The organism is uncultured Campylobacter sp., assembly GCF_938030785.1.
GTDB lineage: Bacteria > Campylobacterota > Campylobacteria > Campylobacterales > Campylobacteraceae > Campylobacter_B.
On record NZ_CALHIK010000148.1, the window covers coordinates 25,967 to 41,674 of the forward strand.

At 47.1% G+C, this 15,708-nt stretch carries 14 protein-coding genes; 5 read left to right on the forward strand and 9 right to left on the reverse strand.

Annotation, left to right across the window (positions count from 1 at the left end; all coding sequences use genetic code 11):
• The first annotated feature begins 35 nt into the window (after positions 1-35).
• Positions 36-776 (forward strand): hypothetical protein, encoded by a 741-nt coding sequence (locus Q0438_RS08615; protein WP_299190162.1) that lies wholly within the window; start codon positions 36-38, stop codon positions 774-776.
• A gap of 207 nt (positions 777-983) precedes the next feature.
• Here Q0438_RS08615 and Q0438_RS08620 read toward each other — a convergent pair whose 3' ends face one another.
• Entirely contained in the window at positions 984-1,814 is an 831-nt protein-coding gene (locus Q0438_RS08620) for a hypothetical protein (RefSeq protein WP_299190166.1), read from the reverse strand.
• Between the two features lie 37 nt (positions 1,815-1,851).
• On the reverse strand, positions 1,852-2,661 hold the full coding sequence (locus Q0438_RS08625; RefSeq protein ID WP_299190167.1) for a DUF234 domain-containing protein: 810 nt from the start codon (positions 2,659-2,661) through the stop codon (positions 1,852-1,854).
• Between the two features lie 125 nt (positions 2,662-2,786).
• On the opposite strand from Q0438_RS08625, the gene Q0438_RS08630 reads away from it, so the two are divergent.
• Entirely contained in the window at positions 2,787-4,103 is a 1,317-nt protein-coding gene (locus Q0438_RS08630) for an aminotransferase class V-fold PLP-dependent enzyme (protein WP_299190169.1), read from the forward strand.
• Positions 4,104-4,430: 327 nt separating this feature from the next.
• Here the strand turns inward: Q0438_RS08630 and Q0438_RS08635 are convergent, their stop codons facing one another.
• The 7 genes from Q0438_RS08635 to Q0438_RS08665 all read right to left on the reverse strand — a co-directional run bounded on the left by Q0438_RS08635 (position 4,431) and on the right by Q0438_RS08665 (position 10,469).
• Positions 4,431-6,263 (reverse strand): phosphoethanolamine transferase, encoded by a 1,833-nt coding sequence (locus Q0438_RS08635; RefSeq protein ID WP_299190171.1) that lies wholly within the window; start codon positions 6,261-6,263, stop codon positions 4,431-4,433.
• A 39-nt stretch (positions 6,264-6,302) separates the two neighbouring features.
• Complete coding sequence (locus tag Q0438_RS08640) at positions 6,303-7,079, reverse strand: undecaprenyl-diphosphate phosphatase (RefSeq protein ID WP_299190172.1); 777 nt, start codon at positions 7,077-7,079, stop codon at positions 6,303-6,305.
• Complete coding sequence (gene thiE, locus Q0438_RS08645) at positions 7,066-7,680, reverse strand: thiamine phosphate synthase (RefSeq protein ID WP_299190173.1); 615 nt, start codon at positions 7,678-7,680, stop codon at positions 7,066-7,068. The genes Q0438_RS08640 and thiE overlap by 14 nt, the downstream gene beginning before the upstream one ends.
• Entirely contained in the window at positions 7,677-8,204 is a 528-nt protein-coding gene (locus tag Q0438_RS08650) for a thermonuclease family protein (protein WP_299190175.1), read from the reverse strand. Before Q0438_RS08650 ends, thiE begins: the two co-directional genes overlap by 4 nt.
• Before the next feature lie 83 nt (positions 8,205-8,287).
• Entirely contained in the window at positions 8,288-9,028 is a 741-nt protein-coding gene (locus tag Q0438_RS08655; protein ID WP_299190177.1) for a basic amino acid ABC transporter substrate-binding protein, read from the reverse strand.
• A 12-nt stretch (positions 9,029-9,040) separates the two neighbouring features.
• Positions 9,041-9,769: an amino acid ABC transporter ATP-binding protein gene (locus Q0438_RS08660; protein ID WP_299190179.1), complete on the reverse strand. Its 729-nt coding sequence runs from the start codon at positions 9,767-9,769 to the stop codon at positions 9,041-9,043.
• Positions 9,762-10,469 carry an amino acid ABC transporter permease gene (locus Q0438_RS08665; protein ID WP_297988792.1) on the reverse strand — a complete coding sequence of 236 codons (708 nt, stop codon included), beginning with the start codon at positions 10,467-10,469 and terminating at the stop codon, positions 9,762-9,764. Before Q0438_RS08665 ends, Q0438_RS08660 begins: the two co-directional genes overlap by 8 nt.
• A gap of 127 nt (positions 10,470-10,596) precedes the next feature.
• Between Q0438_RS08665 and putP the strand changes: the two genes are divergently transcribed.
• The 3 genes from putP (at position 10,597) to Q0438_RS08680 (ending at position 15,453) form a co-directional block, all read left to right on the forward strand.
• Complete coding sequence (gene putP, locus Q0438_RS08670) at positions 10,597-12,105, forward strand: sodium/proline symporter PutP (protein ID WP_299190182.1); 1,509 nt, start codon at positions 10,597-10,599, stop codon at positions 12,103-12,105.
• Entirely contained in the window at positions 12,098-13,723 is a 1,626-nt protein-coding gene (locus Q0438_RS08675) for a DUF2130 domain-containing protein (RefSeq protein ID WP_299190184.1), read from the forward strand. Before putP ends, Q0438_RS08675 begins: the two co-directional genes overlap by 8 nt.
• Positions 13,724-14,529: 806 nt before the next feature.
• The gene (locus Q0438_RS08680) at positions 14,530-15,453 is read left to right on the forward strand and encodes a YccF domain-containing protein (protein ID WP_299190185.1); all 924 of its coding nucleotides are present in this window, start codon (positions 14,530-14,532) and stop codon (positions 15,451-15,453) included.
• Positions 15,454-15,708: the final 255 nt, after the last annotated feature.

Sequence of the window (15,708 nt, forward strand, 5' to 3'; positions counted from 1 at the left end):
GATATAATTGGCGAAATTTTAAGGGGAGGGAAGCTATGAAAAAAATCATCTACGTTTTGGCTGCGTGTGCGGCTTTTGTGCTTGGCGCGAATGCGAACGAAGCGGAGTTCGTAAAAAACCTAAAGCAAAGTCTAAATGATAAAAACGCTCAGCTCATCTCGATCGATAAGCTAAACTCGCTAAACGGGCTAAATTTGCTGATCGTTCGCTCGGGCGACAAAAAAGAGGCGTTTTTGGCTAGCGACGACGGCAAAAGCCTAGTGGCAGTAACGGAGGAGCCTAAGCTTGCGGACGGAGCCGATGCGGCGCTATTTAAAATGAGAACTCAAATTTTAAAGGACGCCAGGGACGCCGCCGCGCTTGAGCTGCTAAAGAGTATAGATCCTGCGAGATTTGCCTATATAGAGTCGTTTGATAAAAATAACCCTTATATGACCTACATCGTGGGCGATCCGGAGTGCCCGTATTGCGCCGAGGAGATGAAAAGGATTACGAAGCATCTTCGCAACAGCAACGTAAAATTGATCTTTGCGCCGGTGCACGGTAAGAGCGCGTTTATCAAATCGGCGCTGATTTTAAAGCATCTAAAAGCCCTCTCTCCGAGCGATCAAAAGGGCGCGATCGACGTGATCGAGAAATACTATAACAAAGACGCGCAGGTAAGCGATGCGGACGTCTCAAAAGCCGAGCTTGACGCCGTGTATGCGGACACCAAGACGCTCTTTTCCAAAGGTGTGATCAAATCGGTGCCATACGTGATCAAGGTGAAAAAATAGTCTAAATTTGAGGAATTTAGGGCGCGAGGTTTATGCGCGGACAGCGCGAGTTCGCTCGCGGTAGTGCAAGTCGCACGCAGCACAGCCGCCCGCGCAAGCCGAAATTTCACAAAATTCCGCCGCTTGAAATTTTAAAGCGGCGGAATTTCAATTTTTAAAATTAAGCCCTTAAGGCTTTGTAATGGAATTTGAAAATATAAAACTTTGCTATCTAAGCCTAATAACGCCGTCGTTTTCATTTAGAATTTTTGCAACTTCGGGTAATTTATATGTTTCCATGCATAATTCATCATTTTGGCTTGCGCCTTTTCGTATCTCCAAACTAGCGTTTTTACCCGTATCGATTGTGGTTATAGTAAAGCAGCTGACATAGCTCGTCGTGCCTAAGCTAATCGAGTTCGGAGCTATCTGCTTGACCGTCATGCTTGTTATCTTGTCTGGATTTTCGTCGAATCTACCTTGCGAGACGTAAAAATCAATATAGTCTTTTATCACGATTTGCAATTTTTTCGATAATGCCTCGTAGACCTCTTCTTTACTCATTCTAAGGTCTTCCTTGAGAAACTTTATCTCCTTTCTTAAAAGCCTACATTTTGGGCTAACTGCATCGCCTCTACATTCCTCCAGTAGATAAGCCAGCCTATTTTTAGGCGCTGTAGAGTTTATCGGCAAACCCGTGGCGGCTAGAAACAGAAAGCATTCCACGTCGAATTCCGTATTTCGCACCTCTTTGCGCTCGCACATAGCTTTTTGTTTTTCATCTTGCGCCTTTGCCTCTTGCCTTGATACCGATTGCATCATACTTTTATAGAAGATTTTAAAATACGCCATGGCGGCTCGTTCGCAGTTGTCGTAAATCTCTGCCGATTCTTTGGATAGATCGGCTAGAGCGCACGCCTCGGAGACGCTTTTTGCTTTATCCGGATTGACGGCATAAAAATCCTCCGTTTGGATATCTTCTATTTCTCTCCTATCGCATCCTGCTAAGCTTAAGCTCAAAAGTACGCCTAGCGATATCGCCAAGATCCTATTTTTCATGGTAATTCCCTTATGATCATTGATTTTACGTCCGCATTCAAAGTAAAATTTTAAAATCCTCGAGCGAAAAGAGTAAAATTTTATCGCTTTTTAGGCTTCGCAGCTCGCCGCTAAAGCCGCTTTTGGAAAACAGCGCGAGCAGATCGGGCGTGAGGCACGCTTTTTCGCATTTGAGTATGAGCTCGTTTAGCACGTTTTTTGAAATTTTTCGCTCCTTGTATTTGCACTCGCCCGCGACGCAAAAGCTCTCAAATTTCGCGTAGATATCGATCTCGACCTCTTTGTTCCAGAAGCTTGAAATTTGCGAAATCTCTAAATTTAAATACTTCGCGAGTAGCTCCTTGCTTAAAATTTCAAACCCGAGCCCCGCGTAGGCGTTGAAATCCGCTTTGATTAGGCTTAGCACGCGCCCTATCTCGCCGCGGCGTAGCGCGGGCAGGTTTGGCTCGATAAATCTAAACCAAAACCTTGCAAAGTTGCTGCTGAAATGGACCTTGTCCGTGATATAGTAGCGGCGCAGCGCGCGCGGGAGGCGGTCGTTTTTGCGCTCTTTTTGCGCCCTTTGCTCGCTTGATTTTTCGGTGATTAAAAACTTCGCGTTTATGAGGTCTGCAGTGATTTTTTGCGCCGTAAATCGCGGCAAGATTTTTGAAATTCCTATTTTTTTGCGGTCGCTTCTAGCGAATTTCATCAGCGCTTTTTTGATCTGCTCTTCGCACTCGCCGCCGAATTTAAAACGCTCGCCGAGTTGCTCGAAGCAGAGCAAAATTTCATTTTCGATCGCTTCGAAAACGTCCGCGTAGCCGCTTATGCAACCTATCTCGTCAAATACGAAATGAAACTGCAAAATCGCGTCGATACCAACATCGCCTAAATTTCGCGCCGTGTCTTTTAACTCGTAAATTTCACCCTCCTTGCGGGCGTAATTTTAGCGAGTTTGGATATAATTTGCAAAAATTTTGGAGCCGCGCTTTGGATTTTGAAATGATCAAAGAAAATATTATCTTAAAAGAGGGGGTCAAATACTTCGATTGCGCCGCCTCGGGCCTTGCGTATCGTCCTATAGAAGCGGAGATCGAGCGCGTGCTTGCAACATATGCCAACGTCCACTCCGCAGGCGGAGCCAACGCCGAGATTACAAGCGATTACTACGAAAATGCAAGAGCCAAAATCAAAGAGCTTCTGGGCTGCGAGGAGCGCTACTACCTGATCTCCTGCGGTTTCGGCGCGACTGCGGCGATAAAGAAGCTCTGGGAAATTCTAGGCATCTACCTGCCGCCTGCTACGCGAGACAGGTTCGGCTTGCGGCGCGAGAGCATAAAAGAGCTGCCGCTTTTCATCATCTCGCCTTTTGAGCATCATTCCGTGGAGATCAGCCTACGGCAGGGGCTTTGCGAGATCGTGCGCGTGCCGCTGGATCCAAGCGGGCTGATGGATTTTGCGCGCTTGGGCGAAATTTTATCCGCAAACAAAGGGCGCGAAATTTACGGCGTGCTTACCGCGGCATCGAACGTGACGGGGCTTAAGCTAGATTACAAACGCGCTTATTTGATGCTTAAGGCGCACGGCGGGCGGCTGTTTGTGGACGCTAGCGCGCTCATCGCGCACGAAAACGTAGATCTCGGCTTTTGCGACGGCGTGTTTTTCGGCGCGCACAAGCTTTTGGGCGGCGTGGGCGCTAGCGGAATTTTAGCAGTGCGAAAGGAGTTTTTGCGCGGCGAGGAGCCGACATTCGCGGGAGGCGGCACGATCAAATACGCGGACGCCCTGACGCAGCGCTTTATAATCGACAAGGAGCGCTTGGAGGAAGCGGGCACGCCGGGCATCATCGCGCTGGTGCGGGCATACCTCGCTCTAAAGCTTCGCAAAAGCGCGGGGCTAGAGGCGATCAAGTCGCGCGAAGAGGCTATTTGCAGGCGCTTCATAAGTGAAATTTCAAAAATCCCCGAGATTGAAATTTACGGCAATCTCACCGCGCCGCGCGTGCCGATCTTTGCTTTTAATATGCAAGGACTCGGCGCGGACGCGCTAGCCGGGGTGCTCGGGCAGAAATTTGAGATCCAGACCCGCGCAGGATGCGACTGCGCAGCGCCATACGGCTTTGAGCTGCTCGGCTTACAGCCCGATACCGAAATGTCGCGCAAACCCGCTTGGGTGCGGGCTAGCTTCTCGTTCATCCACGACGAAAGCGACGTGGATTTCTTGGCGGAGGCGCTAAGACAGATCGCTCAAATTCGCGATAAAATCACCTTCGTAGCGGGCAAATACCGCTGCGGCAGCATAAATTGAGCTAGCGAAATTTTATAGCAAGAGCCGCTTTTAAATTTTGCGGCTCGTAATTTTGAAATTTTAAATTTACGAGCCGAATTTATCGGCAGAATTCTGTTTTATGGAATTTTGCGCCGTGAAATTTTAGCCGCAAATTTTGAAATTTTACAAAGCCGAGTTTTGCTGGCAAATTTCCGCGGCGAGAAATTTGTCGTAGAGCCTGCGGCTGCGAAAATATGCAGACGCGCCCGTGCGAAAGCTAAATTAGGGCGCGAGCGCTTGTAAATAAGAGCGCAAATTTTAAGAAGCGAAATCTGCACCGCTAAAAGGCGTAAAATTTCATTAAATTTACTCGCCGAATTCCTTCTGCAGCTTGTAAACCTTATCGTAATCGACCCCCTCGATGATGCGCGGACGCGAGGCGTTGAAATCCGCGTTTATCACCGAGCGAGCGGGATCGTACTCCGGTAGGTCGGTCATCTCTAAAATTTCTGCAATCGCGTGGATGAGATCGTCGTTTAAAAACGGCCTGTCTTTGGCTGCCGCGATGCGCGCCCAAAGATCAGCGTTTTGCTCTTTAAATTTATCCGACGCCATGAAAATCAGCGGGATTTCGAGCGTGAAGCGGTTGATGCCGCCGTGGATCAGCTTGCCGCGGTATTGATAGAGGCTCTGGGCGTGGTCGCTAAAATAGACTATCAGCGTGTTGTCGCTCGCAAAAATTTTATAAATTTCGCTCACGATAAAATCGTTGTAAGCCACGGTGTTTAGGTAGTGTGCGAGCTCTTTTTTCTGCCCCTCATCAAGCGGCTCGCGCGAAATATCCGCGGCGCTAAATTTAGCAAAGCTTTTTGGATAGCGAAACTCGTAGCTCGGGTGCGAACCCATCAGATGAATGATGAAAAATTTATCCTTCATCTGCGCGCTGCCCACCTCTGCGGCAGAGCTTTTGTCCTTGCGCGCAAGAGGCGATCTTTTCGCGCCCGATTTGAAATTTTTTATACTCGGAAGCAGGACCTCGTCGAGCGAATAGGCGTATTTGTAAACCGGGATCTGGTTTGTAAAGTCGGTAAAATCAGCTCTATTTGCAGCCGCTCCGCTTGCGACCGCCCATTTTCCGTAGCGCTCCTGGTTGCTAATCCAAAAGGTCTCGTAGTTTGCGAGCCGTGCAAAATCGACTATATCGAGATTTGCGCTCCACGGGCGCTGCTTTTCACTTTCGTAATTTCCGAAATTTAGCAAGTATTTTAACACATCGTTGGTCTTGGCGCCCGGCGAGACGACGTCGCTAAAGGCGATTAGATTTCCGCTTCGCTCAAGCGCTTGAAAGTTCGGTGTAGTGGGCAGATAGTAGCCGTATAGGCTCATAAAATTTCGCTGCAGGCTCTCTCCGATGATGAAAACGACGTTTGAGACGCGGTTCGGCGCCGTTTTGTGCGAGTGCGAGGCGTAGGCGCGCTCGTAAATTTCATCCAGTTCGCGTTCGTTTTTGAAATCCTTTTGAAAATAATCTTTGCTGACGAAAGCGAAATTATAAAGCGGAATTTCATTCAGCGCTATGATGAGCGTGGCGCGCATTTTGGAGGTTTTAGCGACGTATGTGCCGTATGCGGCGTGCGCCGCGAAGACACATAGGCTGAGCCAAAAAAGGTATTTTACCGCGCGGATGAGCTTTATTTCGGCGCAGATCGCTAGGCGAAATTTTAAAAATATCAGCGAAACCACGCAAACCGCCGCCGCGATGAGGATAAATTTTAAATTTAAAAACGCGTGCGCAAACTCAAAGGCCTCCTTGGGCGTCGTTTGCACCATCGCATCCAGCACGCCGTGCGAGTAGGTAAGCTCCAGGCCGAGTATCAAAAAAATCTGCATGAGCGCCAGGGCTAAATTTAGAGCAAATAGCGCGAAGATGAGGAATTTATAGAGCTTGCGGCAGTAGAAAGACAGCGCGTAAAGGATCAGAAATAAAATCCCTATGCTGCAGATCAGCGCGGCTGCGAAAAACAGTGTATCCGTCGTAAAAAACGGGCGGGCCGAGATATGAGTACTTTTTAGAAGCCAAACGGCGAAATTTAGCGCCAAAATGAGCAGGAATGCGTTTAGCGCTCTGCCCCCAAATACGGCGTAAAAGCTGAGTTTTTCCGCTAAAAAGGCGCGAAGAGCGCCATGTTTTGAGTCCATAAAATCTCCAAATTTTAAATTTTTATTTGCGAGCGCATCTTAGAAAACAAAGACGAAAAATAGCGCGCCGATTAGAATTCTATAAATTCCAAACGGGATGAAATCGAACTTCGAGACGAAGCTTAGAAATAGCTTGATCGCCGCAAGCGCCACGACGAACGCCACTACGCCGCCTACGAGAAAGGTCGTGATATTGTCGGAGTTTTGCGCGAAGGTGTCTAAATTCTTATAGGTGTCGTAAAAAGTCGCCGCAAACATCGTAGGGATCGCGAGCAGGAAGCTAAAGCGCGCGGCTAGGTTTCTGCTTAGCCCGCACAAAAGCCCTGCGATGATGGTGGCGCCGCTGCGCGAAGTACCCGGCACCATCGCAAAACATTGCGAAAGCCCGATGATAAAGGCCTGAACGTATGAAATTTGTTCCAGATGTTCTAGCTCGCCGCCGCTAGGACGCGCCTTGCGAAAGAGCTCGACTGCGATAAAAATAACGCCCCAGCCGATCAGCGCGTAGGCGACGGTCTGCGGCGCGAAGAGCGATTTGATGCTTTTATAGAGCAAAAAGCCGATCGCTGCAGTGGGGATGAAACCCACGATAAGTTTGCACCAGAGCTTAAAATCGACCAAAAGCCGCTTGTAAAACATCGCGACGACCGCTAGGATCGAGCCTAGCTGAATAACGACCTCAAAGCATTTAAGCGTGTCGGTCTGCTGCAAGCCCATTAGTTTTGCGGCTAGGATCATATGCCCGGTCGAGCTTACGGGCAGAAACTCAGTCAGCCCCTCGACGATACCTAAAATCACGGCGTCAAATATATTCATCCATTTTTTCCTTTAAATTTGCTAAATTCTGCGTAATTGAAGCAGGTTTGTAGATCGCCTCTACCATCGCGATATAATCGGGCTTGAGGGCTAAAATTTCATCTAAATTTTCTAGGCTTATCCCGCCGATTACGGCGATTGGGAGGTTTAAAGATTTTCGAGCCTCTTGCACGATCTGATCTGGGCAAAGCGGCGCATCAGGCTTTGTTTTGCCGCGCCTTAGAGAGCCGAAGGCTACGTAGCTAGCGCCCTGTGCCTCGGCCTTTTGCGCGCGAGCAAGACCAGCGTAGCAGCTAACGCCGACGATCTTATCCGCGCCTAAAAACTCACGCACCTGCGCCGTCTCGCCGTCGCCCTTGCCGATATGCACGCCGTGCGCACCGAGCCTTTTGGCAAGCGCCGCATCGTCGTTGATAATGAGTTCGGCGCCGTAATCTTCGCAAAGGCCGATGAGAGAGCGGATTAAAGCTTCATCTCTCACGACGAGCTTGCTGCGATACTGCACGAGCTTCACGCCGCAGCGCAAAATTTCATCTATCTGCGAAAAGATAGTTTGCGGCGGCGTTAAGGCATCGTCGCTAAGCGCATAAATTTCGCTCATCTATCCTCGTCTTTTTTAGGTATAGGTACGCCGTTTAGGATGCAGTTGGTAACGTCCCAAAATTTTGCGCTATACATTCCGCGTTTAGCTTTTTTAGCCTCCTCATGAGCCTTGATAAGAACCTCGCTATCCCCATATGGAATGGCATAACCGTTTTTTACAAGTAAAAGCCTAAAATTATCTTTGTCGTCGCTTACATCGCATATAAAGCCATTTCTATATTGGCCATAGTTTGTAACGTAATAGTTAAAGCCCGGTTTGATAATTTTTTCAATCTCTTTTTTATGAGCGCTTTCAAATTTTTTAATCTCTTTGCTTTTTTTTAGGCAGTCGGGCGCATCTCTAAGCGAGATAATTTTCAAATTTTTTAATTCGCAAGAAAATTCGTTCAGCGCATTCCAGCGAAACGCAAATAACTTATCGTCTATAAAGCGGGTAAATTTAACCACCTTGGTTACGGGTTCCTGAGATTTTGCAGCACAAAAATAGACTAACGCTAGCACGATAAAACATATTTTTTTCATAAGCTACCTCGTTATAAATTAAAATTACGTGAAGCAAATTTATAAATTGGGTATCTAAATTTGCTTCACTCCTCTGCCAATAGCTATTTTAAATTATACTTCTCCAAAAGCTTTTCGTAGCTTCCGTCCTTTTTCATCTCTTCAAGCGCCGCGTTAAATTTAGCGAGTAGCTCCGGATACTTGCCCTTATCGAATGCGATCGAAAAGCCCTCGCTACCGTCAGATTCTTTAAAAAACGCTACGAGATCGTCATTTTTCTTAAGATACTCGTAGCCCACGGACGAATCCACGCAAAGCGCGTCGATCTTTTTGTTCTTAAGCGACATAACGGCTACAAAGACATTCTCCGTAGCGCTAACCTCGGCACCTTTGATGTCTCTGATCGCAAGCTCTTGAATGGTGCCTAGCTGAGCGGCAAGACGCTTACCCTCTAGATCCGCTTTGGAATTTAACGAGCTGTCGTCCTTGCGTTTGACGTATAAATTTTCGACCTTGTAGTAAGGATTTGTGAAATCGATCGCCTTTTTGCGAGCAGGCGTCGCGCTCATTCCCGAGGCGATCATATCGATCTTTCCGCTTTTAATCGCAGGTATCAGCCCATCAAAGCTCATATTTAAAATTTCATATTTCACGCCCGCGCGCTTTGTAAGCTCGGCTACCAGATCCATATCAAAGCCGGTTACCTTGGAGTTTTCATCCACGAACTCAAACGGCGGATACTCGGCGTTCGTGCCTACGATAAGCGTATCTTTGGCGATGTCCTTAGCGACCAGCGAGCCGCAAAGCAAAGCGCCCGCAACTAAAAATTTAATGAATTTTTTCATCTCTTCCCCCTCTTAATGGTTTAAAATTTTATTCAAAAACTCTTGTAATCTCGGATTTTGCGGATTTTCAAATACGTTTTTAGGCGTATCGTCCACGGCGATCTTGCCGCCCTCCATAAAAAAAATCCTATTTGCAACGTTGCGCGCAAAGCCCATTTCGTGCGTTACCACAAGCATCGTGATCCCCTCTTTGGCGACCTCTTTCATAAGGCTCAAAACCTCGCCGATCATCTCGGGATCTAGCGCCGATGTAGGCTCGTCAAATAAAATAACATCTGGGCTCATCGCCAGGCTTCTAGCGATCGCGATGCGCTGTTTCTGCCCGCCGCTAAGCTTGTGCGGATAGGCGTAAGCTTTGTCACTAAGGCCTACTTTAGCTAGCAGCTCCTCGGCTTTTTGTACCGCTTCGCTTTCGGTATAGATCCCCGCCTTTATCGGCGCTAGGGTTAAATTCTGCAATACGTTTTTATTCGCAAAAAGATTGAAATGCTGAAACACCATACTTACCTTGCGGCGAATCTCATTGATATTCGTGCCTTTGTCGGTAATATCCTTGCCGTCTATTTTGATCGTGCCGCTAGTCGGGGTTTCGAGCAAATTTAAGCAGCGCAAAAATGTCGATTTCCCTCCGCCGCTAGGGCCGATGATCGCTACGATATCGCCTTTATTTATCGTCTTGCTGATGCCGTCTAAAACGAGCAGCTCGCCGTAGTATTTCGTTAAATTTGAGATCTCAATCATTTCTATTTAACCTTCTCTCCAGCATTTTTGCCAGAAGCGAGAAAAATTTCACGCTCGCATAGTAGATCACCGCCGCAAAAAGTATCGGCTGGACGGTATAAAGCGCCGCCTGCATACTTTTTGAAAAGAACGTAAGATCGGTGATTGCCACCAAGCCCACGACCGAGGTTTCTTTAAAAAGGCTTATAAACTCATTTGCAAGCGCGGGCAGGATGTTTTTTATCGCCTGCGGAAAGACGATCTCTTTCATCGCCGTGCCGTAGCCTAGCCCCATCGCGCGCGCGGCTTCCATCTGGCCGCGATCTACGCTGTTTATGCCGCTGCGCACGATCTCTGCGACGTAGGCGGAGCTGTTAAGCCCCAGCGCGAAGATCGCCGAGAGGATGTTGTTCGACCAGGTAGCAAATATTATAAATACGAACACCATCAGCTGGATTACGATCGGCGTGCCGCGGATGATGTCCACGTACTCGTCGATGATGAGCCTTATCGGTTTAATATCCAAAAATCTCAAAAACGCCAAAATAAAGCCCAAAACTATACCGATGGCGATACCGCCGGAGGTTAAGATGAGCGTGATACCGTAGCTTCTGAGATATGAAATTTTTTGCGCCTGAGTTAGTTCGACAGGGTAGGTGAAATAGAGCCCTGCGCAAACTACTACCAAAAAAAACGCGATTTTAAAAATTTTCTCGTTCAACACAGACGCCTTTTGGTTAAATTTAAAAGAGAAGAATACTAAAATTTCGTTAAAATCTGGCTAAATTTCAAAAGCGAAATTTTATTTGAAGTAGGGTAGAATTAGCCTTTTTTAAAAGGATGACAGGATGAGCTTTTGGACCTATTGCGCAATCGCGATATATTTCGGCGCGCTTATTTTTATAGGTAGGTATTATTATGACAAGAATGCGAGCTTAAGCGAGTATCTGCTCGATAATCGCCGCCTAGGGCCATTCGTGACGGCACTTAGCGCGGGCGCTAGCGATATGAGCGGCTGGATGCTTTTGGGAGTGCCCGGGGCGATGTTTGCGACGGGGATTTGCAATATCTGGATAGCTCTAGGGCTTTGCGTGGGCGCGTGGTGCAACTATAAATTTCTTGCCAAAAGGCTTAGAATTTACACCGAGGTAGCAAGCGACAGCGTCACGATCCCCGATTTTTTAGAAAACCGCTTCAAAGACCATACCAAGACGCTTCGCATTATCTCGGGGCTTTTGATCATCATATTTTTTACGCTCTATGTTAGCAGCGGCATCATCGCCGGCGGCAAGACCTTTGAGAGCTTTTTCGGGCTAAATTTCACCTACGGCGCGATCGCTACGATCTTAATCGTCGTGTTTTATACCTTTTTCGGCGGATTTAAGGCCGTCGCGATTACCGACGCGTTTCAGGGCGCGCTGATGTTTGCGGTGCTTATTTTGATCCCTCTGTTTTCTTACCGCGCGTTGCAGATCCCTGCAGACAGTTCCTTTTTCGCACAGGTGCGGCTCTACGGCGCGAGCCATCTCGATCTATTTTACAATCAAAGCTTATTGGGTGTTTTAGGTCTGCTTGCCTGGGGGCTTGGATACTTCGGGCAGCCGCACATCATCGTGCGCTTTATGGCGATTAGAAGCTCGCGCGAGCTTGATAGCGCGCGCCGCATCGGAATTTCGTGGATGGTACTAGGGTTAGTAGGCGCGATGCTTAGCGGCCTGATAGGCTTTGTGTATTTTTCGCAAAAAGGTCTTAGCATAGACGATCCGGAAAAAATTTTTCTAGAGCTCGGTAAAATTTTCTTTCACCCATTTATCTTAGGCGTTATAATCTCTGCGGTGCTGGCGGCGATTATGAGCACCATCTCAAGCCAGCTTTTGGTAAGCGCGAGCGCGGTTACGAAGGATTTTATCTTCGCGTTTTATAAAAAAGAGGTGAGCGAGCGTACGCAGACGCTAAGCAGCCGCATCGCCGTCGTGATCATCGCCGCAGTCGCCGCGATCTTGGCGTTTGGCTCAAACGATACGGTGCTAAACGTCGTGGGCAACGCTTGGGCAGGATTTGGCGCGAGCTTTGGCGCGGTGCTACTTTTCAGCCTGTATTCTAAAAAAATGAGCGCGCTCTCGGCTTTGGTGGGCATGCTCGTAGGCGGTATCACGGTCATTTGCTGGATCTTATCGGGGCTTTCGGCGGTCGTTTACGAGCTGCTGCCTGGTTTTTGCTTTTCGGCGCTTGCGATACTGCTCGTAAATCGCTATAACTCCGTGCTCGATAAGATGGCGGATGAGCCCAATGCAGCGCAAATTTCGCAGGAATTTGAAAAGATGAAAGAGCAGAGTTTGGGAAGCAAAAATGGCTAACGTAAAGTGCCCGCACTGCGGCTCTCAGATCGATATAGACAATATTATGGAGCATGAAATACGCGCCCGTTTAGAGATGGATTATAAGCGCAAAAAAGAAGAATTCGAGAAACAAAAGTTAGTCGATCGGCAAGCATTTGAAACCGAGTTAAACGAAAAGCGCTTAGCATATATTAAGGCGGACAATGCCTTGAAAGCACGCGAAAATGCCGTTAATGAGAAAATACAAGCGGGTATAAATTTGGGTATTAGCGCAGAGCGCGAAAAATTAGTTAAAGAGAGCAAAGAGTGGGCTGCGAGAGAAAATCAAGCGACGATAAAAGCTTTAAACGAAGAACTTGATAAAAAATCTAAACAGGTAAGTGAGTTAAATTTAATTAAGGCAGAGTTAGATAAGGAAAAGCGTGCGAAATTAGAGCTTGAGACTGAGTATAAAGCAAAGACAGAGCTTGAAATTTCAAATAGAATAAAGGAAATTTTAGAAGAAAATCAACTTAAGATTCGCGATAAAGATGAGCAGATCAAGATGATTATAGAACAATCTTCTCAAAAATTATTGGAAGAGAAACAGCAGATCGAGAGCGAAACCGCGGCGAAATTTGAAATTTTACAAAAGGAGCTGCAAGAAAAATCGCAAAGAATTTCTGAGCTAAATTTAATAAAGGCCGAAATGGAGGCGCAAAAGCGTAAATTTAGCGAGCTTGAGGCCGAGAATAAAGCCAAATCCGAGATCGAGCTAACTAATCGCGTAAACCAAGAGCGCGAGCGGCTTTCGAAACAAATTTCGCAGGAAAACGAGCTGAAATTCCGCCAAAAAGATGAGCAGATCCAAAGCCTAATCGGCCAAATAAACGAGCTCAAGCGCCGCTCGGAGGTGGGCTCGCAGCAGCTTCAGGGCGAGGTACAGGAGCTCGCGCTGCAGGAGTATCTGCGGCTAAGCTTTCCTTTGGACGAGATAGATGAGGTCAAAAAGGGCGCGCGCGGCGCGGACTGCGTGCAAATGGTGCATACGAGGGAGTTTGCGGGCTGCGGTAAAATTTTATACGAGAGCAAGCGCACGAAAAGCTTCGAGCCCAAATGGATCGACAAACTCAAAGATGATATGATAGGCGAGGGCGCGCAGATCGGCGTTATCGTCACCGAGCAGATGCCGCCTCACAGCCCTAGGCTGCATCAAGCGCCGAGCGATGCTAGCATCTGGATCTGTTCGTTTGAGGAATTTAAGGGGCTTTGCGCCGTCTTGCGCGAACATGTCGTGGCGCTTGCGTTTGCCAAAAGATCGGGGCAAAATCAAGATAGCAAAACGGCAATGCTCTACGACTATCTGACCTCGCCCGAGTTCGCAAACCAGATAAAGACGATCGTATCGGCATTCGTCGGCATGCAAGAAAGCCTAAATAAGGAGCGCAACGCGATGGAGCGCATCTGGAAACAGCGTGAAAAACAGATCGCACGTGCGCGAGACGGAGCGATCGCGATGCACGCAAGCATTAGAAGCATTGCGGGAAGCGGCGTAGCGCAGCTGGAGGATGTCGATGAAATTTTAAGCCTCGAGGCGATAGCGGCGGAGAGCGAAGCGGACGCGCTTCAAAACCAAGACGGCGACGAGACGACGTAGCGGCGCGCGGACAGATCGCCGTCTGAACGAAAACGCAAGGCGAGCTTGCGTTGTGAGGCTGAAATTTTGTGAAGTAACGCGATATTTGTCCGCAGGCAAGTGTGCTAGAATTTCAAGAAGTAATTGCCGTATGCTTTTGAGTTTGCGAGGTTGGAATTTTGCTTGCGAATTTTATACTGGCAGAAATACGCCGCACTGTGTAGCGTGGGAATTTCACGTGTAAAATTTTAAATTCATAATTAAGGAAGCGCTTCACGTCGCGAAAATTTGATTTGGAATTTCTGTTTTGTGTCCTTATCGGGAAGATTTTGCGCTAAAAGCCATAGCAAAATTTTAAGAATTCGCTTCGCCGTACCGTAAAAATTTTAAAATTTTGATCTGTAAATTTCATAAAAATTTATAAAATTTTTCAAAATCCTAGCGTTAAAATTTTGAAATTCCTAACTTTTTCAAAATAAATTTTAAATTTCGCAAACACCCTTGCCGCAGTCATTTGCGTACTAAAATTTTATCGATGAAAAGCGTTCGTTACCAATCGTTAACCCCCCCCCCTATCATTCCGCAGTTGTTTTGCATACGGGGGTTTGCACGCACAAGGCTCGTTTTGTACGCCGTAGCCGCAGGTGCAGTTGCGCCGCGTGCAGTGTGCACCTTAGCATCTCTTGGCGCTTTGCTGCGCCATAGTATTTCGGCGCATCCTTCCGCACGAGTTACGAAAATACTCTACAAAACGGGTGAGAGAGGCTGTGCGAGCTGTCCGAGGTAGGCGGCTCGCTTGATTTGCATAATTTATAAAGAGGTAAAATATGCGTATCTTAGGTAACATTATTTGGTTTTTTATGGCTGGTTGGATCTTGGCTATCTTGACCTATTTGTCGGGTTTGATCCTTACCATTTTAGTCGTGACCGCTCCCGTGGGGTTAGGTCTTATGGAATACGGTAAATTCTTATTTTTACCCTTTACGCACGATATGGTGCGTAAAAAGAAAGGATCGGTAATCGACGCGGTACATATGACATACCAAACTTACGCGAATATCGTTAAAGTCATTTACATCATAGTTTTTGGTATTTGGCTTTTTATTGGTGGAATTTTTACGGTTATAGGTCAGTTCATTACCATCATCGGAATTCCGTGCGCTATCGTGCTTGCCAAGTCATTAGGCACTATCTTTAATCCCGTAGATAAGGTCTGCATCAGCCACGATTTAGCCGAGGAACTAAGACGTAGAGTGGCTGCAGCTAAAGCGGACGAGATAAGCGGAGTGCAGCAAAGTGCAGCCGCAGAGTCGCTACAAAACTGCGAATACGACGTAACGCCTCAGAAGCTATCCGTAGTGCCTATCATAGGCATCGTAGTAGTTATTTTGCTCGTAGTATTGATTGGGCTACCGAGATTATCGGCTACTAGAGATGATGCGGAGATCTCTAAGTTGATGACAAATTTAAGTACTATTGAAACCGATATAAACGCTTACTATACAACCAGTGGTAAATTTGGAGATTTTTCAATTATGACATACGTTCCCTTAGAGCCTAACGGAGCAAATTCAGCGTATCTTAAAAGCGACAAAGGGGATAGATGCTTCGTAATTAGCGTAGATGCCAAAAAGAAAACCTTCACTGTAGAAAAGGGTCCCGATGCCGAAAATAATATCTGCCGAAGAGCATACGAATACTCAAGTATCGCCAAGATGCTATCGGCGCCTATCCCAGTGAAAACCTATTGATCCGCACGATTTAAGAGTGGATTAGATTATCGCGGCGGATTTAAGAGCTCTGAAATTTTATATAAAATTTCGTCTTAAATTTACGTCGCCTTGTGCGCACGAAAGTGATCTGATCGGAAATCAGATAAAGTTGCGCGTTTTGGTGTGAAATTTAGCCACGATTTGAGCGGGTCTAAGTTACATAAAATTCTGCGGTTAGAATTTTAACGCCGTTTTAAGATTATTTTTGTAAAATCACATTTCTTTTTCACCGCT